Raw genomic sequence first — 20,892 nt, forward strand, 5'->3', positions numbered from 1 at the left:
TCCGCACCGGCCCCGGCCGCGTTCGCCCCGGCCGGCCGCGGCTCCGGCCGTGTGTCCGGGCACGCCCGCCCCCGGCCGTGATCGAGGCCCCGGCCGATTTCCCTCGCACGCCCGCGCCCGGCCGTGCGAGGGTGTCGGGATGCCGACCGACAGCCTCCCCCGCCAGCTCGCCCGCACCCGGCGGTTCACCCTGGGCACCCCCGTCCACCCGGCCGTCTCCGCCGACGGCGGCACCGTGCTCTTCCTGCGCAGCCGGGCCGGCGACGACCCGCTCTCCTGCCTCTGGGCGCTGGACACCGCCACCGGCCGGGAACGGCTGGTCGTCGATCCGTCCACACTGGCCGGCCCCGGTGACGAACTGCCCGAGGCCGAGCGCATCCGCCGCGAACGGGCCCGGGTCCTGACCACCGGCATCACCGCGTACTCCACCGACGCCACCGGCCGGCTGGCCGCCTTCGCCCTCGGCGGCGCGCTCTGGCTCGCCGACACCACCACCGGCACCGTCCGGCCGGTCCCCACCGCCACCGAGGTGTACGACCCGCGCCTCGACCCGGCCGGCCGCCGGATCGCCTATGCCGGCGGCGGCGCGCTGCGCGTGGTCGGGGCCGACGGCAGCGGCGACCGGGTGCTCGCCGAACCCGAACAGGAGGAGGTGGCGTACGGGGTCGCCGACCACGTCGCCGCCGAGTCCATGTTCCGCACCCGGGCCCACTGGTGGTCCCCGGACGGCACCCGGCTGCTGGCCACCCGGGTCGACAACGGCCCGCTGAGCCGCCTCCACCTCGCCGACCCGGCCAACCCGCAGCGGCAGCCGCGCGTCATCCGCTACCCGCTGGCCGGCACCGCCAACGCCGACGTCTCGCTCTGGCTGCTCGGCCTGGACGGCGCCCGCACCGAGGTCCGCTGGGACCGCACGGCGTACGAGTACCTGGCCGCCGCCGGGTGGGACGGGCACGGCCCGTTCGCCGCCGTGCAGAGCCGCGACCAGCACACCGTGCTGACCCTGGCGGTCGACCCGGCCGACGGCACCACCCGGCTCCTCGCCGAGCAGCGCGACGAGCGCTGGGTCGAGCTCGTCCCTGGTCTGCCGGTCCGCACCGCGGCGGGCGCGCTGGTCGGCTCCGCCGACCACGGCGACACCCGGCACCTCACCGTCGACGGCGAGCCCGTCACCCCGGCCGGGCTCCAGCTGCGCGAGGTGACCGGGACCGACGGCGAGCAGGTGCTGTTCACCGCCACCACCGAGCCCACCGAGACCCACCTCTGGCTGTACGAACCGGTCGCCGGCCTCCGGCGGCTGAGCGACGGGCCGGGCCTCCACACCGGCGTGCGGCGCGGCGGCACGCTCGTCCTCACCACCCGGGAGCCCGGAGCCCCCGCCGGCCGGACCAGCGTCCGGAGCGACGGCCGCCCGCCGCTCCCCGTGGCCTCCCACGCGCAGCCGCCCGTCCTGACCGCGCGGCCCGAACTGCTCCGCCTCGGCCCGCGCGACCTGCGCGCCGCACTCTTCCTGCCCGCCGGCCACCGCCCCGAGGACGGCCCGCTGCCCGTCCTCCTCGACCCGTACGGCGGGCCGGCGCAGCAGAAGGTCACCACCGCCGGCGCCTGGTGGGACCTCGTCTCCCAGTGGTTCGCCGACCAGGGCTTCGCCGTGCTGACCGTCGACGGCCGCGGCACCCCCGGGCGAGGCCCCCGCTGGGACAAGGAGGTGTTCGGGGACAAGGCCACACCGGCCCTGGAGGACCAGGTCGACGCCCTGCACGAGACCGCCCGCCTGCGGCCCGGGCTGCTCGACCTCGACCGGGTCGCCATCCGCGGCTGGTCCTACGGCGGCTACCTCGCCGCGCTCGCCGTCCTCCGGCGCCCGGACGTCTTCCACGCCGCCGTCGCCGGGGCGGCCCCCTCCGACCAGCGGCTCTACGACACCCACTGGCAGGAGCGCTTCCTCGGCCACCCCGACGAGCACCCCGAGCGCTACGACGCGTGCTCGCTGGTCGGCGACGCTCCCCGGCTGCGCCGCCCGCTGCTGCTCGTCCACGGCCTCGCCGACGACAACGTGTTCCCCGTCCACGCCCTGCGGCTCTCCGGCGCCCTGCTGGCCGCCGGCCGCCCGCACGAGCTCCTGCCGCTCAGCGGCACCACCCACACGCCCTCCGACGAGTCGGTGGCGGAGAACCTCCACCACCACCAGCTCGACTTCATCCGGCGCTCGCTGGGCCTGGGCCGGTGACGGACGCCCCCGCACCCGGACCGGGGTGCGGGGGCAGGCCCTCGGCGTCAGACCTCCCGCACGCCCGCGCGCCAGACCGCCGCCGTCAGCGGCACCCCGGGCCGGTAGGCGAGGTGGACGTGCGAGGGAGCCTCCAGCAGCTGGAGGTCGGCCCGGGCACCCACCGTCACCGTCCCGACGTCCGTCCGCCGCAGCGCGTGCGCGCCGCCTGCGGTGGCGGCCCAGACCGCCTCGTCCGGCGTCATCCCCATCTCCCGGACCGCGACCGCGATGCAGAACGCCATCGAGCTGGTGAAGCTGGAGCCCGGGTTGCAGTCGGTGGAGAGCGCGACCACGGCGCCCGCGTCGAGCAGCCGGCGCGCGTCCGGGTAGGCGGCGCGCGTGGAGAACTCCGCGCCGGGCAGCAGCGTGGCCACCGTCGCCGAACCGGCCAGCGCGGCGACGTCCTCGTCCGTCAGGTGGGTGCAGTGGTCCGCGGAGGCCGCCCCCAGTTCGACGGCGAGCTGCACACCCGGCCCGTAGGAGAGCTGGTTGGCGTGCACCCGGGGGGTGAGGCCGCGCTCGATCCCGGCGGTCAGGACGGCCCGGGCCTGGTCGCCGTCGAAGGCACCGTTCTCGCAGAACACGTCCACCCAGCGGGCGTACGGCGCGCAGGCGTCCAGCATGTCGCCGGTGACGAGGTCGACGTAGCCGGCCGGGTCGTCCGCGAACTCGGGGGCGACGACGTGGGCGCCGAGGTAGGTGGTCTCGGGGGTGTACGAGGAGGCGATCCGCAGCGCCCGGGCCTCGTCCACGACCGTCAGCCCGTAACCGGACTTGCACTCGATCGCGGTGGTGCCCTGCCGCAGTGCCTCGCGGACGAAGCGGGCCAGGTTGGCGTCCAGCTCGGCGTCGCTCGCCGCCCGGGTGGCGGCGACCGTGGTGCGGATCCCGCCGGCGGAGTACGACTGGCCGGACATCCGGGCGTTGAACTCGGCGGTGCGGTCGCCCGCGAAGACCAGGTGGGCGTGCGAGTCGACGAAGCCCGGCAGCAGCGCCCGGCCCGCCGCGTCGAACCGCTCGTCGGCGGCGGGCGCCTCGGCCGCCGGACCGACCCAGGCGATCGTGCCGCCGTCCACCACCACGGCCGCGTCGGTGAGCAGGCCGAGCGGCCCGGTCCCGTGCGCGGGGTCGTTGGTGACCAGGCTGCCGACACCGGTGATCAAGGTGCTCGGCATGCCCTGGCTCTGGGGGCTGCTCGGGGTGCTCACATGGGACCTTTCACGGACGGATGGATCCGGGGGCGGGGCGGGATCGGCCCCCGCCCCGCCCCCGGGAGTGACGGGGACTTCAGCCGCTCAGCCGCTCGACGGCTCAGCAGCTCAGCGCGGCGATCGCGGAGTGCAGCGCGCCCGGGACGTCCGGCACCAGCTGGTGCACCCCGTCCCTGACCACGTGCCGGCCGCCGACCACCACGTGCCGCACGTCGGCGGCGGAGGCCGCGAACACCGCGATCTCGGCACCGAGCCGGGGCGGCGGTCCGGCGGTGCGCACCGAGTCCAGCGCGATCACGGTGAAGTCGGCCAGCGAACCGGCCTCGATCCGCCCCGCCTCCGGCCAGCCGAGCGAGGCGTGCCCGTCCTCGGTGCCGGCCCGCAGCAGCGCGTTGGCCGTCCAGTGGCCGCGGGTGCGGGTGCGCAGCCGCTCGTCCAGCTCCAGCGCGCGGGCCTCCTCGAACGGGTCGATGACGGCGTGGCTGTCGCTGCCGAGGGTGACCGGGCAGCCGGCCGAGGCCAGCTGGCGGGCCGGGCCGATGCCGTCCGCGAGGTCCCGTTCGGTGGTGGGACACATGCAGATGCTGGTGGAGGTGTCGGTGAGGAGCTTGATGTCCTCGTCGGTGAGGTGGGTGGCGTGCACCGCGGAGGTGCGCGGGCCGAGTGCGCCGTGGTCGGCGAGCAGCCGGGTCGGGGTGACGCCGTGCGCGGTGAGGCAGGCGTCGTTCTCGGCGGTCTGCTCGGAGAGGTGGACGTGCAGCGGGGCCTTGCGCATCGCCGACCAGTGCGCGACGGTGCCGAGCTGCTCGGCCGGTACCGCCCGCACCGAGTGGATGGCGGCGCCGATCCGGGCGTGCTCGCGCGGCTTGAGCCCGTCGGCGCGCTCCGCCCAGGCGTCCGCGTCACCGTCGCTGAACCGGCGCTGCGGCTTGGTCGGCTCCGCGCCGAAGCCGGACGAGAGGTAGCAGGTGTCCAGCAGGGTGATCCGGATGCCGGCCCGGGCGGCGGCCTCGATCAGCGCCTCGCCCATCGCGTTCGGGTCGTCGTAGCGGACGCCGCCGGGCGCGTGGTGCAGGTAGTGGAACTCCCCCACCGCGGTGATCCCGGCGAGTGCCATCTCGGCGTAGACGGCGGTGGCCAGCGCCAGGTAGCTGTCCGGGTCGAGCGCGGTGGCGAACCGGTACATGGTGTCGCGCCACGTCCAGAAGGTGCCGGAGCCGACCTGGACGTTGCCGCGCAGCGCCCGGTGGAAGGCGTGCGAGTGGGCGTTCGCCTGGCCGGGCAGCAGCAGCCCCTCCAGCCGGACGGCGCCGGGCGGGCACGGCCCGCTGTCCGGCGTCACCTTGGCGATCCGGCCGCCGGGCCCGGTGGCGATCAGCACGTCCTGCTCGACCACCGGCCCGTTCACGTGCGGCAGCCAGGCGTACTGCGCCCAGAAAGTCGTCGTTTGCGCGCCTCCGGCACGGCCTACTGACACGCCAGGTCCTCCAGTACGTCGGCGAGGGCGGCGACTCCGGCCAGGCAGTCGGCCGTCTCGGCGTGTTCGGCCGGGGAATGCGAGACGCCGCTCGGGTTACGTACGAACAGCATGGCGGTCGGGATCGCCGATGCCAGGATTCCGGCGTCGTGTCCCGCGCCCGTGGGCAGGATCGGCACGCCGCCGAGGGCCCCGTCCCTGTTGAGACGACGGGCGAGCCGGTCGCGCAGCGGCCCGTCGAAGTCCACCACCGGGGTGTAGGACTCGCGGGTCAGCTCGACCCGGACACCGTCGCGCTCGCCGCGCTCGTACGCGGCCCGCTCGATCTCCTCGACCAGCGCGGTGAGCGTCACCTCGTCGGCGGCCCGGGAGTCCAGCCAGCCGCGGACCAGCGAGGCGATCGCGTTGGTGCCGTTGGGCTCGACGGCGACCTTGCCGAAGGTGGCCAGGGCGCCCGCCAGCTTCGCCTTCTTCCGCGCGGCGAGCACGGTGTTGGCGTAGGTCAGCATCGGGTCGCGGCGGTCCTCGATCCGGGTGGTGCCGGCGTGGTTGGCCTCGCCGTGGAAGTCGAACCGCCAGCGGCCGTGCGGCCAGATCGCGCTGGCCACACCGACCGGCTGGTCCTCGGCCAGCGAGCGGCCCTGCTCGACGTGGAGTTCGACGAAGGCGCCGATCCGGGCCAGCCGGTCGCCGTCCGCGCCGATCGCGGCCGGGTCGTAGCCGGCCTTCTCCATCGCGTCGGGCAGCCGGACGCCGTCGGCGTCGCGCAGCTCGTACGCGGCCTCCCGGCCGAGCACGCCGGCGCTGAGCCGGGAGCCGATGCAGGCCACGCCGAACCGGGCGCCCTCCTCGTCGCCGAAGTTGACGATCGCCAGCGGCCGGGTGAGGTCCGCCTTCCTGCCGCGCAGGTCGTCCAGTGCGGCGAAGGAGGAGACGACGCCGAGCGGGCCGTCGTAGGCGCCGCCGTCCGGGACGGAGTCCAGGTGCGAGCCGGTGACGACCGCGCCACCGGCGGCCGGGTCGCCCAGCCAGGCCCACTGGTTGCCGTTGCGGTCCAGCTCGTAGGTCAGGCCGCGCTTGCGGGCCTGCTCCTCGAACCAGGCCCGGCACTCGGCGTCGGCGGAGTTCCAGGCGAAGCGGCGGTAGCCGCCGGAGGCGGCGGAGCGGCCCACGGGGAGCAGCTCCGCCCACATCTCCTCGAAACTGTCGGAGCTCACAGCTCACCCATCGGGACGCGGACCCCGCGCTCGGCGGCGACCTCGTCGGCGCGGTCGTAACCGGCGTCGACGTGCCGGATGACGCCCATGCCCGGGTCGTTGGTGAGCACCCGGCGGATCTTCTCACCGGCCAGCGCGGTGCCGTCGGCCACCGTGACCTGGCCGGCGTGGATCGAGCGGCCGATGCCGACGCCGCCGCCGTGGTGGATGGAGACCCAGGACGCGCCGGAGGCGACGTTGACCATGGCGTTGAGCAGCGGCCAGTCGGCGATCGCGTCGGAGCCGTCGAGCATCGCCTCGGTCTCGCGGTACGGGGAGGCGACCGAGCCGCAGTCCAGGTGGTCGCGGCCGATGACGATCGGGGCGGACAGCTCACCGGAGGCGACCATGTCGTTGAACCGCTCGCCGGCCTTGTCCCGCTCGCCGTAGCCGAGCCAGCAGATGCGCGCGGGCAGGCCCTGGAAGTGCACCTTCTCCTGGGCCATCTTGATCCAGCGGTGCAGCGACTCGTTCTCCGGGAAGAGGTCGAGCACGGCCTTGTCGGTCTTGGCGATGTCCTGCGGGTCGCCGGAGAGCGCCGCCCAGCGGAACGGGCCCTTGCCCTCGCAGAACAGCGGCCGGATGTACGCCGGGACGAAGCCGGGGAAGGCGAAGGCGCGGTCGTAGCCGGCCAGCTGGGCCTCGCCGCGGATCGAGTTGCCGTAGTCGAAGACCTCGGCGCCGGCGTCCATGAAGCCGACCATCGCCTCGACGTGCTTGGCCATCGACTCGCGCGAGCGCTGGGTGAACTCGGCGGGCTTCTCGGCCGCGTAGGTCGCCATGTCGTCGAAGGAGACGCCGACCGGCAGGTAGCTCAGCGGGTCGTGGGCGCTGGTCTGGTCGGTGACGATGTCGATCGGCGCGTCCATCGCGAGCAGTTGCGGGAAGAGCTCGGCGGCGTTGCCCAGCAGGCCGATGGAGAGCGGCTGCTTCTTGTCGCGGGCGGCGGTGGCCAGCTCCAGCGCGTGGGCGAGGTTCTTGGCCTCGACGTCCAGGTAGCGGTGCTCGATCCGGCGGGCGATCCGGGACGGGTCGCAGTCGATGCAGATCGCCACGCCGCCGTTCATGGTGACGGCCAGCGGCTGGGCGCCGCCCATCCCGCCGAGGCCGGCGGTGAGGGTGATCGTCCCCGCCAGGGTGCCCTCGAACCGCTTGTTGGCCACGGCCGCGAAGGTCTCGTAGGTGCCCTGGAGGATGCCCTGGGTGCCGATGTAGATCCACGAGCCGGCGGTCATCTGCCCGTACATGGTGAGCCCGAGGCTCTCCAGCCGGCGGAACTCCTCCCAGTTGGCCCAGTCGCCGACCAGGTTGGAGTTGGCGATCAGCACCCGCGGCGCCCACTCGTGCGTCTGCATGACACCGACCGGACGCCCGGACTGGACCAGCATGGTCTCGTCCTGCTTCAGCGTCTGCAGCGTGCGGACCATGGCGTCGAAGGAGCGCCAGTCGCGGGCCGCCTTGCCGGTGCCGCCGTAGACCACCAGCTTCGACGGGTGCTCGGCCACCTCGGGGTCGAGGTTGTTCATCAGCATCCGCAGGGCGGCCTCCTGCTGCCACCCCTGCGTCGTCAGCGCCGTCCCGCGCGCCGCACGCACCTCACGCGGTCCGCTCGTCTGCTGCTGCACCATGTCCCGGCCTCTCTGCGGATGAATTCATTCAAGCTCGACTCTGCTGAATATATCCAATCATTCAGCCCTCGGCCAGACCTCGGACCCCATCCGATCAGCGCCCGTACGATCGACCGCCGAGCGCTACCCCGAAGCGAGCGAACACCAGCCACTCGGCCCAGTGCCAAGGAGCGGAGGACACGATGACGGCCATCAGCGTGCGACCGGGCAGGCTCCGGGACGCGGCGGAGGAGATCGAGCGGAGCACCGGCCTCCGCGTCCAGATCATCGGAGGAACCCTGGTGATGTCCCCCACTCCTCGCGGCAAGCACGCGGGAACCGTCCGCCGGCTGAGGATCCAGCTGGAGTCGCGACTGCCGGACAGGCTCGGTGCCTTCGAGGTTTCGTCCGTCGCCATGCCCGACGACGCGGAGGACTACGCCACACCCGCTCTCGTCGTCCTCCCCACCGGCTGGGAGGAGGACGACGACTGGTTGGCCGACCCGCACGACGTCGCACTGGCCGTGGAGGTGATCTCCAGCGCCGAGCGCGCCGGCGGCATCACGGCCAAGGCCGAGTGGTACGCGATCGCCGGGGTGGCCGTGCTGCTCTCGGCCGACCCCCGCACGGGCGTCTGGACGCTCTACACCCACCCGCGCGACGGCGCTACCAGGGCGTACTGCACGGCAAGTACGGCGAGCCCGTCCCGCTCGCCGCACCCCTGCCGCCGGAGCTGCGCACCGACGAGCTGCCGCTGTACGCCCAGAGGCGCTGAGCGCACGTCACGCCGCCGCGTCGCCGTCCCAGTCGATGCCGATCTCGGCGAGCCACCGGCGGTCGTCGGCGTCGGGGCCGGCCGCGGCCGGGGGGCGGGGCGGGCGGGGGATCTCCTGGACCGGGCCGAGGCCGTACTTCTCGGCGGCGGCCGTGCCGGCGTCGGGCTCGATGACGCCGACGTGGACGGCGCTCTGGTCACCCGGGTCGAGGACGACGAGTTCGGGGTCGGGCAGACGGCGCAGGGTGACGCGGCGTCCGCAGGCGGGGCAGGACCATTCGTCGGCGCCGGAGGCGAGCCGGCCGACGAACTTCATCTCGTGGATCACGCGCATGGCGGCACCCCCTGACAGGGTGATACCCGCTCTGGGCGGATCGGCAACGTGACGGTACGGTCACTTGCGCGCGCAGAAGCGCCGACACCGGGCGGGAGCGATCGGGGAGGGGCCGCAGTGGGCCGCGAGTGGAGCGTTGAGGAAAGCATCACGGTGGCGGCCGGACCGGCCGCCGCGTACCGGGCCGTCAGCGAGGTGCGCCGGACGGGCGAGTGGAGCCCCGAGTGCCGCGCGGTCTGGGCCCGCCGGGGGTCGCTCCGGGCGGGCGAGCGGTTCGTCGGGTTCAACCGCCGCGGCCTCTTCGTCTGGTTCACCACCTGCCGGGTGACGGTCGCCGACCCGGACCGTGAATTCGCCTTCCGGGTCGACTCGTTCGGGATCCCGATCGCCGAGTGGGGCTACCGCTTCGCGGCGGACGGGAACGGCGGGACGACGGTCACCGAGTACTGGCGGGACCTGCGCACCGGTCGCAGCGCGCCGTTCGCCGAGCTGCTCGGCAAGGTCTTCACCGGGGTCTCCCCGGAGCGGCGGGCCGCGGCCAACCGGGCCGGCATGCGCGCCACCCTGGAGCGGCTCCGGACCGCCCTCGCCGGCTGACCGCCGGCCGCCGCCGGCCGCTCCGGGCCGCTTCTACTCCAGGAAGAGACCGCGCGCCGCCGCCGCCTGCTCGATCGCCTCCAACCGGGCCTCGGCGCCGGGGAGTTCGTCGCACATGGTCTGCAGCAGCACCCGGCCGAGCATCATCGGCGCACAGGCGGTGTCGAAGACCAGGCCGGTGCCGACGGCGGCCGGCAGCATCAGATCGGAGAGCTTGGCCACCGGCGCGAAGGCACTGTCGGCGACGGTGAGGACGGTCAACCCGCACTCCCGGGCCACGGCCAGGGCATCCATCAGCTCGCGCGGGTAGCGCGGCAGCGCGAAGCAGAGCAGGGCACTGGCGCCGGCCGCGGCGGCCTGTTCGAGCCGGTCGGCGAGCATGCTTCCGCCCTCGTCGAGCAGCCGGATGTCGGGGTGCACCTTGGCCGCGAAGTAGGCGAAGCCACGGGCCTGCGCGGAGGCGGCCCGCAGGCCGAGGACGGGCAGCGGGCGGGAGGCGGCGAGGAGGCGGGCGGCGCGGGTGATCGGCTCGGGGTCGGCGAGGAGTTCGGCGAGGTGGCGCAGGTGCTCGATCTCGGCGAGGACGGCCTGCTGGTGCTCGTTGCGGACGGCGTCGGCCGGGGTCTCCGGGGCGGCCGGCTCGCCCGCGCCCAGTTCGCGCAGCTGCTTGCGCAGCGCCGGGTAGCCGTCGTAGCCGAGCGCCACCGCGAAGCGGGTGACGGAGGGCTGGCTGACGCCGGCCAGCTCGGCGACCTCGACGCTGGAGAGGAACGGGGCCTCGGTGGCGTGCCGGACCAGCGAGTGGGCGATCCGGCGTTGGGTGGGGGTGAGCCGGTGGCCCTCGAAGAGCTGGAGCAGCCGGGCGGAGGGGCCGACCGTGCCGGTGTCGTCGGTGGCGGTCATCAGCAGTACCTCCGGGTGCGAGCTGTTCGGACGACGACTGTGCAGCAGCGCGCGCCCGCTGGCAAAGACGTCTCGTACGCCGGGACGCCCGGTGAGACGTCCCGAGGGGTGGGACCGGCGCCCGGACGAGGCCCCCGGGCACGTCTCGGGGGGACCCTGATTTCCCCCTGAGTCCGCCCCGATTACCGCGCGAACCGATGGACCGGCGGCGTACCGCGGGCGCAGGCTTGGCGGCATGGACACTCGCCAGGACGAACTGCGGCGCGACCTCGACGCCACCCTGCAGGCCCGCAAAGAGCTGGGCAAGGAGTACGAGTCGGAGTTGGTCGACTCGTTCCTGGCCCGGCTCGACGCACGGATGGACGCCCGCCTCGACGCCCGGGTGGAGCGCCGGGTCTCGGAGCGGCTCGACGACTACGGGCCGGCCGAGCACCTGCGCCGCCGCCCGTTCGGCCGCTCCGGCAACCGGCTGCCGCTGGTCTCGCTGGTCCTGGGCATCCCGTTGACCGCCATCGCGACCAACGGCGGCACCAACGGCTTCACCGGTTTCATGGGCCTGGTGGTCTGCTGGACCGGCATCGTCGGGGTCAACTTCGCCGCCGTGCTGTCCGACCGCCGGGACGAGCGCCGGTCGAAGCGGTCGCGGAGCGAGTGGGACTGAGCCCACCCGCTCCACGACGGCCGCGTGGGCGTGCGTCAGGCCAGCGGCCCGGTGACCTTCTGGACCGCCTGCAGCAGCGCGCCGGAGGCGACCAGCGCGGCGGCGGCCTCCAGGTCCGGCGAGAGGAAGCGGTCGCGGCCGGCGCCGCCGACCCCGGCCTCGCGGGCCGCCGCCATGGCGGCGGCGGTGGCGGGGGCCACCGTGCCGCTGGAGTCGGCCTGCTGACGGATCTCCAGCGCACGGGAGGCGGCGGTCAGCTCGACGGCGAGGATCCGGCCGAGGTTCTCGACCGCCTGGCGCAGCTTGCGGGCGGCGGACCAGCCCATCGAGACGTGGTCCTCCTGCATCGCCGAGGACGGGATCGAGTCGACCGAGGCCGGCACCGCGAGCCGCTTGTTCTCGCTGACCAGCGCCGCCTGGGTGTACTGGGCGATCATCAGGCCGGAGTCCACGCCCGGGTCGTCGGCCAGGAAGGCCGGCAGGCCGTGCGAGCGGGCCTTGTCGAGCAGCCGGTCGGTGCGGCGCTCGGAGATCGAACCGAGGTCGGCGGCGGCGATGGCGAGGAAGTCCAGCACGTACGCGACCGGGGCGCCGTGGAAGTTGCCGTTGGACTCGACCCGGCCGTCCGGCAGCACCACCGGGTTGTCGACGGAGGCGGCCAGCTCGCGGGAGGCGACCAGTGCGGCGTGGGCCAGGGTGTCGCGGCCGGCGCCGGCGACCTGCGGGGCGCAGCGGATCGAGTAGGCGTCCTGGACGCGCGGCGCGTCGTCCTGGTGGTGGCCGGTGAGGCCGGAGTCCTTGAGGACGGCCAGCATGTTGGCGGCGGAGAGCGCCTGGCCGGGGTGCGGGCGGATCGGGGCGTGCAGCTCGGGGGCGAGCACCTTGTCGGTGCCGAGCAGCGCCTCCAGGGTCATCGCGGCGGTGATGTCGGCGGTGGTGAACAGGCGCTGGAGGTCGGAGATGGCCATCACCAGCATGCCGAGCATGCCGTCGGTGCCGTTGATGAGGGCCAGGCCCTCCTTCTCCAGCAGCTCGACCGGCTCGATGCCGGCCGCGGCGAGCAGCTCGCCGGCGGGCTTCTCGACGCCGTCGGGGCCGGTCGCCACGCCTTCGCCCATCAGCACCAGCGCGCAGTGCGAGAGCGGCGCGAGGTCGCCGGAGCAGCCGAGCGAGCCGAACTCGCGGACCACCGGGGTGATGCCGGCGTTGAGGATGGCGGCCATGGTCTGGGCGACCAGGGGGCGCACACCGGTCCGGCCGGAGGCCAGCGTCTTCATCCGCAGGAACATCAGCGCGCGGACCACCTCGCGCTCCACCGCCGGGCCCATCCCGGCGGCGTGCGAGCGCACCAGCGAGCGCTGGAGCTGGGCGCGCAGCTCGGGGCTGATGTGCCGGACGGCGAGTGCACCGAAGCCGGTGGAGACGCCGTAGACGGGGCGCGGCTCGGCGGCGAGGGCGTCGATCCGGGCGCGCGCGGCCGCCATCTCGGCGAGCGCGTCGGGGCCGATCTCGATCTTGGCGTTGCCCCGGGCGACGGCCAGCACGTCCTCGGCACTGACGTCGGCCTTGCCGACCTGGACGAGCGGCGCGTGGGGGGCCGCAGCACTGTGCATATCCATATACACCATCACATCAGGTGAATGAAGATATGACAACCGTCCTGGGCCAATCGGCCGCCACGGACACTGCGCCCGTCAGCAGGATTTTCGGTTACCCCGGCCCGTGGCGCACGCTGTGGGGGTGACGGACGGCACGGAGGTGGCGGGGCGATGACGCGGGCGACGGCGCGACGGCGGGTGGTGCGGCTGCGGGGGGACGCGCGCAGTACGCGGCCGGACGCGCTGGCGGCGGAGGAGCCGCTGGAGATCCGGCTCGGCGGCGAGCCGCTCACCGTGACCATGCGGACCCCCGGGCAGGACTTCGACCTGGTGGCCGGCTTCCTGGTCGGCGAGGGGCTGGTGCACACGGCGGAGGAGCTCGCGGCGCTGCGCTACTGCGCCGGGACGGACGAGACCGGCGCCAACACCTACAACGTGGTGGACGCGACGCTGTGCGGCGCCGGCGCCGTCCCGCTCTCCGCCCACCGCAACCTGCTCACCACCAGCGCCTGCGGCCTCTGCGGCCGCGACACCGTGGACGCCGTCCGCACGCACGTCCGCCACCCGGTCGCGGACGACCCGCTGAGCGTCCCACCCGCGCTGCTGTACGGGCTGCCGGACCGGCTGCGGGCCGCCCAGCGCACCTTCGAGTCGACCGGCGGGCTGCACGCGGCCGGGCTGTTCGACGGCACGACCGGCGAGCTGCTCTGCGCCCGCGAGGACGTCGGCCGGCACAACGCGGTGGACAAGGTGGTCGGCTGGGCGCTGCGCGCGGGCCGGCTGCCGCTGGCCGGGCACGTCCTGCTGGTCAGTGGCCGGGCGTCGTTCGAGCTGACCCAGAAGGCCGCACTGGCGGGCATCCCGCTGCTGGCGGCCGTCTCGGCGCCGTCCTCGCTCGCGGTGGACCTCGCCGAGGAGCTGGGCCTGACCCTGGTCGGCTTCCTGCGCGGCGAGGGCGCCAACGTCTACACCCGCCCGGACCGCGTCACCGGCTGACCGCCCGGCCCTCGCCCGCCTCCACCTCCGCCCGAAGGCGCCGCAGCGAGGCGGGCGTCAGCCGGCGGGCGAGCACCCCCAGCGCCGCCAGCACCTCGGCCAGCTCAGCCGGGTCGTCCGTGCCGAGCGCCCGCGCCAACGCGGCGTCGACGGGCGCCGCAGCCACCTCGGCCCGGCGGGCGGAGAGCTCGGGCGCACGGCGGGCGAGCAGCCGGCGGCGGTCCCGGGGGTCGGCCCCGGTGACGATCGACCCGGCCTCCCGGAGCCGGGCGACGGCCGCGGACACCTGGCTCTGCGGCAGGCCGGTCCGCGCGGCGATCTCGCCGACGGCGCTGTCCGGATGCTCGTAGATGTCGCTCATGACGACGACGACCGCCCTGACTCCGGTGGCGTGCTTGCCGATCCCCTCGGTGGGAATGGCCTCCTCGCCGATCTTCGCCAACGTCCGGCCGAGCAGCAGCAGTTCGACTCCGTTCATGGGGCCAAGGTACCCCAGAGACGCATCGAAAGAGATCCATCCATCTTGATACATCTATCTTGATGTATCGAAAAGGATGCTTTACGGTGGAGCCCAGAAGCCGACGGCGGCCACCCGGCCGCCCCAGGGGAGGGAACCCAGCCATGACCACCGCACTGCTCGCCACCGCCGGCGCCCGCATCCACTACCAGGTTCAGGGCGCCGGCCCGGTCCTGCTGATCTCCCAGAGCGGCGAGGGCAACGCCGACCGCAGCGCCGACCTGGTGTCCCGACTGGCCGGCCGCTACACCGTGGTCACGTACGACCGACGCGGCCTCTCCCGCAGCACCCTCGACGAGCCGGACCGCACCCCGACCGTCGCCGAGCACGCCGACGACGTCCACCGGCTGCTCGCCGCCGTCACCGACCTGCCCGCCCTGATGCTCGGCTGCAGCTTCGGCGGGCTCATCGGCCTCCAGCTCGCCCACGACCACCCCGGACAGCTGAGCACCCTGATCGCCCACGAGCCGGCCGCACCACGCCTGCTGCCGGCCGAGGAGTGCACCGGGACCCTCGACGCGCTGGCCGGCATCCAGGAGGTGTTCCACCGGGACGGCTGGCAGGCGGCGCTGCGCGGGGTGATGGCGGCCACCGGGATCGACCCGGCCCGCCAGGAGCGCGAGCCCGAGGTCCGTCCGCAGCCGTTCGGCCCGGAGCGCGCGGCCGACTTCACGGCCTTCCTCGCCCACGACCTGACCACCCTGCGCCGGAGCACCTTCGGCACCGCCGGGGCCGACGCGCTCGCCGCCGGGCCCACCCGGGTGGTGCCCGCCGTCGGGGCGGCCACCGACCCGACGGTCTACAGCTACCGCTGCGCCGAGGTGCTGGCCGGGCGGCTCGGCACGGGCCTCACCCGCCTCCCCGGCGGCCACAACGGCAACCTGACACACCCCCGCGCGTTCGCGGCGCGGCTCGACGAGGTGCTGACGGCCGCGGCCCAGGCCGGCTGAGCCTCCGGGGCACCGGCCGGATCCAGCAGGGAACACCCCTCGCGACTGTCAAGACGAGACGTATCGTTTCGCCATGGCGCTAGACTGGGGCCATGACCCGCAGCAGCACACCCGACCCCGCCCGCCGCAGCGAGCGCTCCCGTCAGGCCGTCCTCGCCGCCGCCGCCGAACTGGTCGCCGAGGTCGGCTTCGGCAAGCTCACCATCGAGGCGATCGCCGCCCGCGCCGGCGTCGGCAAGCAGACCATCTACCGCTGGTGGCCCTCGAAGGGCGCGGTGGTCTTCGACGCCTTCCAGGCCGCCAACGAGGACGCCTCCGGCAGCCTCGCCCTGCCCGACACCGGCGACCTCTCCGCCGACCTGCGGGCCGTCCTGCGGCCGACCGCCGACCAGCTCGTGGACCCGGCCTTCGACAACGCCGGCCGCGGCCTGGTCTCCGAGTACCTGCTCGACCCGACCCTGCTCCGCGAGTACCGCGAACGCCTGATGGATCCGCTGCTGGAGGTCACCCGCGAGCGCCTGCGCGGCGCCCGCGCGGCCGGCCAGATCGACGCCGACGCCGACCTCGACCTCGCCGTCGAACTGCTCTACGGCCCGATGTACTACCGCTGGCTGCACGGCCTCGGCCCGCTCGACCACGCGTACGCGGACCGCCTCGTGGAGGCGGTCCTGCGCGCGCTCGGAGCCTCGGGGGGCGACAGCTAGCCGCGGTTGCGGCGGCGGAGCGCCACGACCACCGCGATGATCACCGCAATGACCACCAGCACCACCACGACGCCGATGAGCAGGCCGATGATCTTGCTGAAGCCCTTCTTCTTCTTTTTCTTCGCCTTGTCCTTCGACCCGGCCAACCGGGTGGTGTCGTGCCGGTCGGCCGCCACCCCCACGGCCGGGGCCGCGGCCGGCGCGGCAGCCGGAGCCGCGGCCGGCGCGCCCTGGACGGCGGTGCTCACCGCGGCGGCGCGCGGCGCGGCCTGGGCCGCCGAGGCCGCCGGCGCGGTGGCGAGCGCGGCGCCGCCGAAGGCGAGCACGGCGGTGAGGACGAGGCTCGTCAGACGAGCGCGCATGGTGTGAACCCCCGATCCGGCCGGCCCCCATGGCCCGCCGACCGCGGACACCATCCCACGCCCGCCCGCCCGCGCCCAACCCCCCGGCACCCTCCACACCGGACCGCGACCTGCTCGGAACCGACCGGTCACCGAACCGGCACAACCCCGCGCCCCGAGGCCTCAGCCCGGCGGCGGGGAGGCCGGGCCGGACAGCGCGACGGCGACCAGGGCGCGCATGGCGCAGGCGGCCTGGCCCAGCGGGAGCGTGGCGTCGTCGGCGAAGAGCTCGACCAGCCAGCCGCCCGCCGCGTTCTGGCCGCCGGCGGCGACCATGCCGCGGTAGCCGGAGACGACCAGCATGGCCTCCTCGGCCGGGTCGTTGCCCGCCGAGCCGGCCCGCAGGGCGAAGGCGTCGCCGCGGACGGCCCGCCGGGTCATCGGGTAGTGCCGCAGGTCGAAGACGGCGTCCGGCGCCTCGATCTGCGCCCGCTGGGTCTCCGCCCGGCTGCTGCTGGGCCCGCTGGTCATCCGGTAGACGGCGTGCTGCGCCGTCCGCATCAGGTGCGAGCCGGGCGGGACGTAGGAGATCCACCAGCCGACCGCGTCCAGCAGCCGGGCGGAGGTCTCCGCGACGACGGCCAGCTTGCCGATGGTGTCGGCGGGGTGCACGGAGCGGACCACGCCGTGCTGGTCCAGAGCGGCGAGCACGGCGGTGAGCAGCTGGCCCGGATCGGCGCTGTGCGCGGCCCCGCGGAACCGCCGCCGGTCGCCGGCCCCGGCCCGGCCGCTGCCGCGGCCCCGGGCGTCGGCCCGGTGGTGCGGGTCCGCGGCGTCGGCGAGCAGCACGGTCGGGTCGGGCGAGAAGCCGGGGCCGTGACTGCGCCCGGCGACCACGGGGTGGGCGGCGCGCGCGGCCTTGGCCCGGTACTGGGCGGCGTCGGCGAGCCGGAAGAGCCGGTCGGCGGTGGTGACCGGGCCGATCGAGTCCCCGGTGGAGGCGACCCCGCAGGCGACGCCCTCGCCCTCGGCGAGCGCGAGGGCCCGCGCGCACAGCTCCTCGGCCACGGCGACCACCTCGTCCGCCTTCTGCCCCTCGACCAGCAGGCAGAACTCGTCGCCGCCGAGCCGGGCGGCGAGGCTGCCGGGCAGCTTGGCGGCGGCCAGCGACAGCTGGTGGGCGAAGCGTTCGAGCAGCCGGTCGCCCATCTCGTGGCCCAGCTGGTCGTTGACCCGCTTCAGGCCGTTGACGTCGCAGACCACCAGCGAGACGACGGTGTTGTCCCGGTTGTGCGCCTCCAGCGCGCTCTCCAGCCGGGCGTCCACCGCGCGCCGGTTGGCCAGGCCGGTGAGCGGGTCGGAGAAGGCGAGCTTGCGCAGGTCGGCGAGGCGCTCGGTCTGGGCGAGGCCGGCCGAGATCTGGGCGGCCAGCAGGGTGGCGTAGTCGGCGTCGGCCTCGGTGAACTCGGGCTCCCCGACGGTCCTGGCGAGGTACAGCTCGCCCCAGGCCTGCCCGTGCAACACGATCGGGGCGACCACGCAGCAGGCCCGTCCGCGTCGGCGCAGCGCCGCGGCGCGCTCCTGGCAGTACGCGCCGGCGGTGGGGTGCGAGTGCCCGGCGTGCGGCTCGGAGCTTTCGGCGCTCTGCAGCCAGGCGCGCGGGAGGCGGCCGGTGGTCCAGCGCTCCTCCAGATAGGTGACGATCTCGGGGAAGTCGGCCACCGGGTAGGACTCGTCCTCCGGCAGCTCCTCCTCCCCCGGCGCCAGCTCCCCGTGGTTGACCAGCACCCGCAGCCGGCCGGACTCGCGGTCCCAGACCGAGACCGCGGCCATGGTGGCGCCGAGCGCCTCGGTGGCACGGACGGCGGCCGCCCGGACGGCCTCCAGCGGGGTGAGGGCACCCGCCATGTCCTGGGCGAGCTCGACCACGGACTTCAGCCGCCCGTCGGTGGCGGCGGCCGGCGGCTGCGACCGGTCGTACTCGCAGCCGCGGTCCGTCATGATCGCCTCACTGCTCACCGGCTCGCCTCGCTCCCTGTGCCCGGCCCTGCTCGGCCCCCCAGGACGCGACCCGCCGGGGCCCGCACCCGCCGAGAAGCTGCACCCGTACGGCCGCTTGCACCAAGACTATGGCGGTTTCATTCGGTTATGCCCCGTTTGCCGGGAAGGATCCACGCGGCCGTACGGGTTTCAACCGTTCGGCCACGCCGGGCACGCACCGGCTTCACACCGCGGACACGCGCTACTCCGAACGCTGGCGCCGCGACAGCAGCCACGGCTCGACCAGGCCGAGCCCGCGCACCGGGCGGCGCCACATCGGCTGGAGGTTGAACCGGTGCCCGGCATCCGGCCCGGGCACCGGCAGGCCGGAGGCCGGGAGTCCGGCGGAGGCCGACAGCACGTCGGCGAGGCCCGGCCCGTCCGCGTCGGCGGGGGCGACGCTGCCGTTCTGCTCCAGTGCGGTGGCGAACTCGCCGTCGATCAGCACCGCGTCCTTGGGAGCGATCGAGGTGAGCCGGCTGGCCAGGTTGACCGTGGTGCCGAAGACGTCGCCCATCCGGGAGGTGACGGTGCCGAAGGCCATGCCGACCCGCAGCGCGGGGATGGAGTCGTCCTCGGCCAGCGCCTCGACCAGGGAGAGCGCGATCTCGGCGGCGGTGGCCGGGTCCTCGGAGACGTAGAGGATCTCGTCGCCGAGGGTCTTGATCACCCGGCCGCCCTGGCCGGCGATCAGGTCGGAGCAGGTGTTCTCGAAGGTCTCGACCAGCTCGCCGAGCTCCTCCTCCTCCAGCCGGCGGGAGAGCCGGGTGAAGCCGACCAGGTCGGCGAAGCCGACGGCGAGCCGGCCGCTGGTGATCTCGGTGTCCTCGGCGGCCTGCACCACCCGGCCGGTGACGGCGGCCAGCTGCCGGCGCCAGACGTAGACCAGGAACTGCTCCAGCTCCGGCAGCAGCAGCTCGACCAGCGGGTACGCCACCTCGGCACGGGTCAGGCCGGGTTCGACGGACTGGGTGAGGTTCTCCAGGAAGGTGTCCATCTGCCAGCCGGCCAGCCGGGAGGTGGTCTGCCCGGTGGACCGCGCCACCTGGATCGCCATCGACTCGCTGAGCAGGCCCGACTCCACCAGCCCGGCCAGCCGGCGCAACGCGATCACATCGCCGTCGGTGAGCGCCCGGGACTGCCCGATGTCCGGGAAGCCCATGGCCCGCCAGAAGCGGGTGGCCAGCTCCATCGGGACGTCGGCGGCGCGCGCGGCCTGGTACGGGGTGTAGCGGCGTGGTGCGTCCAGGATCAGGCGTTCCAGGTCGAGCGCGACCGTCTGGTCGTGGCCGCCCGCCGTTCCGCCGCTGCTGCCGTCCTCTGCCACCGGTCCGTCCCCGTGCGGTTGCCGCACTTGCCTCGTGTCCTGCCTGTCCGGGCGCGCCCGCCACCCGGCGGGCAGTGGCGCGCCTCACACTGCTGCCAGGTGGAATGTTCGCACGGAATCGCGCGATCCGGGGCATCCGCCCGAGTCAAGGGGAGGTGAAGAGTCCCGCCCGGCGGGTCCCGGTCGGCCGGTCCCGCTCAGCTCGGCACGGGGCGTACGTGCACGACGTCGCCCGCGCCGACCGCGCGCCGGGCGCCGTCGGGGGTGCGGACCACGAGCCGGCCGTCGCCGTCGACCGCCACCGCCTCGCCGAGCAGCTCGCGGTCACCGGGAAGGTGCACCCTGACCTCCCGGCCGAGGGTGGTGCAGCGGTCCGCGTACGCGCGTAGCAGGCCGCTGGCGTGGGGGTCGCCGGCGGCCGCCGTCCACTCCGTGTAGAGGCCGGCGAACTCACGCAGCAGCGCGCGCAACAGAGTGGCCCGGTCGGTGACGGCGGCGCCGGCCAGGACCAGCGAGGCGGCGGTGGGGACGGGCAGCTCGCTCTCCCGCAGCGAGACGTTGACGCCGAGGCCGGCGACCACCGCGCCGCCGCTCAGCTCGGTCAGGATGCCGCCGAGCTTGCGCTCCGCGCCGCCGATGCCGACCTGGAGGTCGTTGGGCCACTTCAGGCCGACCTCGACCTCGGCGACCCGGCTCAGCGTGCTGGCGGCGGCGACGCCGACCAGGATCGGCAACCAGCCGTACCGCTCGACGGGTACCTCGTCCGGGCGAAGCAGGACGGAGAGGAAGAGCCCGGAACGGGCCGGCGCCGTCCACTGCCGCTCCAGCCGCCCGCGCCCGGCGCTCTGCGCCTCGGCGACCAGCACGGCGCCCTGCGGAGCGCCCTCCTTGGCGCGCGCGGCCAGGTCACTGTTGGTCGAGCCGGTCTCGGCGACGACGTCCAGCGAGGTCCAGAACCCGCCCGGAAGCACCAGGTCGCGGCGGAGTGCCTCGGTGTCCAGCGGCGGCCGGTCCAGGTCGGTCCAGGGCGACGGCCCGGCGTGGCCGAAGCCGCGCAGTCCACTACGGCGGGGGGTCTCTGAGGTCATGGCGACGAGACTAGGTCCTGCCGGGTCGATCCGGCGGAGCAGCGCGACCGGCCGGACGGGACCCACAAGCCGTAGGCCGCCTTATCGTCCCGCAGAACGAGCGTTGACACACTGTGTCGCTGGCCATAACGGCAAACCCTGCGCGCTGGCTACGCTACTCAACGGTAGTTCGTTGCGCCGCCCTGCCCTCGTGCGCGGGCCCCCATCCTGGCCCGCGCAGTAACCCGACAGGTCGCGG

17 protein-coding genes and 1 pseudogene are annotated in these 20,892 nt (G+C 74.7%); 7 read left to right on the forward strand and 11 right to left on the reverse strand.

The annotated features are described in order from the left end of the window. Positions 1–139: 139 nt before the first annotated feature. Positions 140–2,230 (forward strand): prolyl oligopeptidase family serine peptidase, encoded by a 2,091-nt coding sequence (locus tag ACZ3YO_RS15005; RefSeq protein WP_465569326.1) that lies wholly within the window; start codon positions 140–142, stop codon positions 2,228–2,230. Between the two features lie 47 nt (positions 2,231–2,277). On the opposite strand, the gene hutI is transcribed toward ACZ3YO_RS15005, so the two are convergent. From hutI to hutU, 4 genes are all read right to left on the reverse strand, one after another. Next, on the reverse strand, positions 2,278–3,447 hold the full coding sequence (gene hutI, locus ACZ3YO_RS15010) for an imidazolonepropionase (RefSeq protein ID WP_465550953.1): 1,170 nt from the start codon (positions 3,445–3,447) through the stop codon (positions 2,278–2,280). Between the two features lie 136 nt (positions 3,448–3,583). After that, positions 3,584–4,960 (reverse strand): formimidoylglutamate deiminase, encoded by a 1,377-nt coding sequence (locus ACZ3YO_RS15015; protein ID WP_465550955.1) that lies wholly within the window; start codon positions 4,958–4,960, stop codon positions 3,584–3,586. Next, on the reverse strand, positions 4,951–6,153 hold the full coding sequence (locus ACZ3YO_RS15020; RefSeq protein WP_465569608.1) for an allantoate amidohydrolase: 1,203 nt from the start codon (positions 6,151–6,153) through the stop codon (positions 4,951–4,953). The genes ACZ3YO_RS15015 and ACZ3YO_RS15020 overlap by 10 nt, the downstream gene beginning before the upstream one ends. A gap of 20 nt (positions 6,154–6,173) precedes the next feature. Continuing rightward, complete coding sequence (gene hutU / locus ACZ3YO_RS15025) at positions 6,174–7,844, reverse strand: urocanate hydratase (protein WP_465569327.1); 1,671 nt, start codon at positions 7,842–7,844, stop codon at positions 6,174–6,176. Positions 7,845–8,026: 182 nt separating this feature from the next. On the opposite strand from hutU, the gene ACZ3YO_RS15030 reads away from it, so the two are divergent. After that, complete coding sequence (locus tag ACZ3YO_RS15030) at positions 8,027–8,947, forward strand: Uma2 family endonuclease (RefSeq protein WP_465569328.1); 921 nt, start codon at positions 8,027–8,029, stop codon at positions 8,945–8,947. A gap of 102 nt (positions 8,948–9,049) precedes the next feature. After that, positions 9,050–9,529 carry an SRPBCC family protein gene (locus ACZ3YO_RS15035; protein WP_465569329.1) on the forward strand — a complete coding sequence of 160 codons (480 nt, stop codon included), beginning with the start codon at positions 9,050–9,052 and terminating at the stop codon, positions 9,527–9,529. A gap of 33 nt (positions 9,530–9,562) precedes the next feature. Here ACZ3YO_RS15035 and ACZ3YO_RS15040 read toward each other — a convergent pair whose 3' ends face one another. Further along, positions 9,563–10,432 (reverse strand): MurR/RpiR family transcriptional regulator, encoded by an 870-nt coding sequence (locus tag ACZ3YO_RS15040; protein ID WP_396321329.1) that lies wholly within the window; start codon positions 10,430–10,432, stop codon positions 9,563–9,565. Positions 10,433–10,667: 235 nt separating this feature from the next. Here ACZ3YO_RS15040 and ACZ3YO_RS15045 point away from each other — a divergent pair, with 235 nt between their 5' ends. Next, positions 10,668–11,093 (forward strand): hypothetical protein, encoded by a 426-nt coding sequence (locus tag ACZ3YO_RS15045; RefSeq protein ID WP_465569330.1) that lies wholly within the window; start codon positions 10,668–10,670, stop codon positions 11,091–11,093. Positions 11,094–11,128: 35 nt separating this feature from the next. On the opposite strand, the gene hutH is transcribed toward ACZ3YO_RS15045, so the two are convergent. Beyond that, positions 11,129–12,712 carry a histidine ammonia-lyase gene (gene hutH / locus ACZ3YO_RS15050; RefSeq protein ID WP_396321331.1) on the reverse strand — a complete coding sequence of 528 codons (1,584 nt, stop codon included), beginning with the start codon at positions 12,710–12,712 and terminating at the stop codon, positions 11,129–11,131. Positions 12,713–12,862: 150 nt separating this feature from the next. On the opposite strand from hutH, the gene fdhD reads away from it, so the two are divergent. Further along, positions 12,863–13,687, forward strand: a complete 825-nt coding sequence (gene fdhD, locus ACZ3YO_RS15055) for a formate dehydrogenase accessory sulfurtransferase FdhD (RefSeq protein WP_465569331.1) — start codon at positions 12,863–12,865, stop codon at positions 13,685–13,687. Here fdhD and ACZ3YO_RS15060 read toward each other — a convergent pair. Then, entirely contained in the window at positions 13,677–14,165 is a 489-nt protein-coding gene (locus ACZ3YO_RS15060; RefSeq protein ID WP_465569332.1) for a MarR family transcriptional regulator, read from the reverse strand. The two genes, fdhD and ACZ3YO_RS15060, sit on opposite strands and share 11 nt — an antisense overlap. A 143-nt stretch (positions 14,166–14,308) precedes the next feature. On the opposite strand from ACZ3YO_RS15060, the gene ACZ3YO_RS15065 reads away from it, so the two are divergent. After that, positions 14,309–15,154: an alpha/beta fold hydrolase gene (locus ACZ3YO_RS15065; RefSeq protein ID WP_465569333.1), complete on the forward strand. Its 846-nt coding sequence runs from the start codon at positions 14,309–14,311 to the stop codon at positions 15,152–15,154. 92 nt (positions 15,155–15,246) lie between these two features. After that, positions 15,247–15,858, forward strand: a complete 612-nt coding sequence (locus tag ACZ3YO_RS15070; RefSeq protein ID WP_465569334.1) for a TetR/AcrR family transcriptional regulator — start codon at positions 15,247–15,249, stop codon at positions 15,856–15,858. Here the strand turns inward: ACZ3YO_RS15070 and ACZ3YO_RS15075 are convergent. From ACZ3YO_RS15075 to ACZ3YO_RS15090, 4 genes and pseudogenes are all read right to left on the reverse strand, one after another. Then, entirely contained in the window at positions 15,855–16,220 is a 366-nt protein-coding gene (locus ACZ3YO_RS15075) for a hypothetical protein (protein WP_465569335.1), read from the reverse strand. The two genes, ACZ3YO_RS15070 and ACZ3YO_RS15075, sit on opposite strands and share 4 nt — an antisense overlap. A 750-nt stretch (positions 16,221–16,970) precedes the next feature. Continuing rightward, positions 16,971–18,200 (reverse strand): annotated as a pseudogene (locus ACZ3YO_RS15080) (GGDEF domain-containing protein); the annotation flags it as partial. 241 nt (positions 18,201–18,441) lie between these two features. Next, a complete protein-coding gene (locus ACZ3YO_RS15085; protein ID WP_396321337.1) occupies positions 18,442–19,566 on the reverse strand; it encodes an adenylate/guanylate cyclase domain-containing protein in 1,125 nt (374 codons plus the stop codon). Positions 19,567–19,763: 197 nt separating this feature from the next. Beyond that, on the reverse strand, positions 19,764–20,654 hold the full coding sequence (locus ACZ3YO_RS15090; protein ID WP_465569336.1) for a biotin--[acetyl-CoA-carboxylase] ligase: 891 nt from the start codon (positions 20,652–20,654) through the stop codon (positions 19,764–19,766). Positions 20,655–20,892 lie beyond the last annotated feature (238 nt).

The sequence above is a fragment of the Kitasatospora sp. NPDC022785 genome (assembly GCF_055561295.1).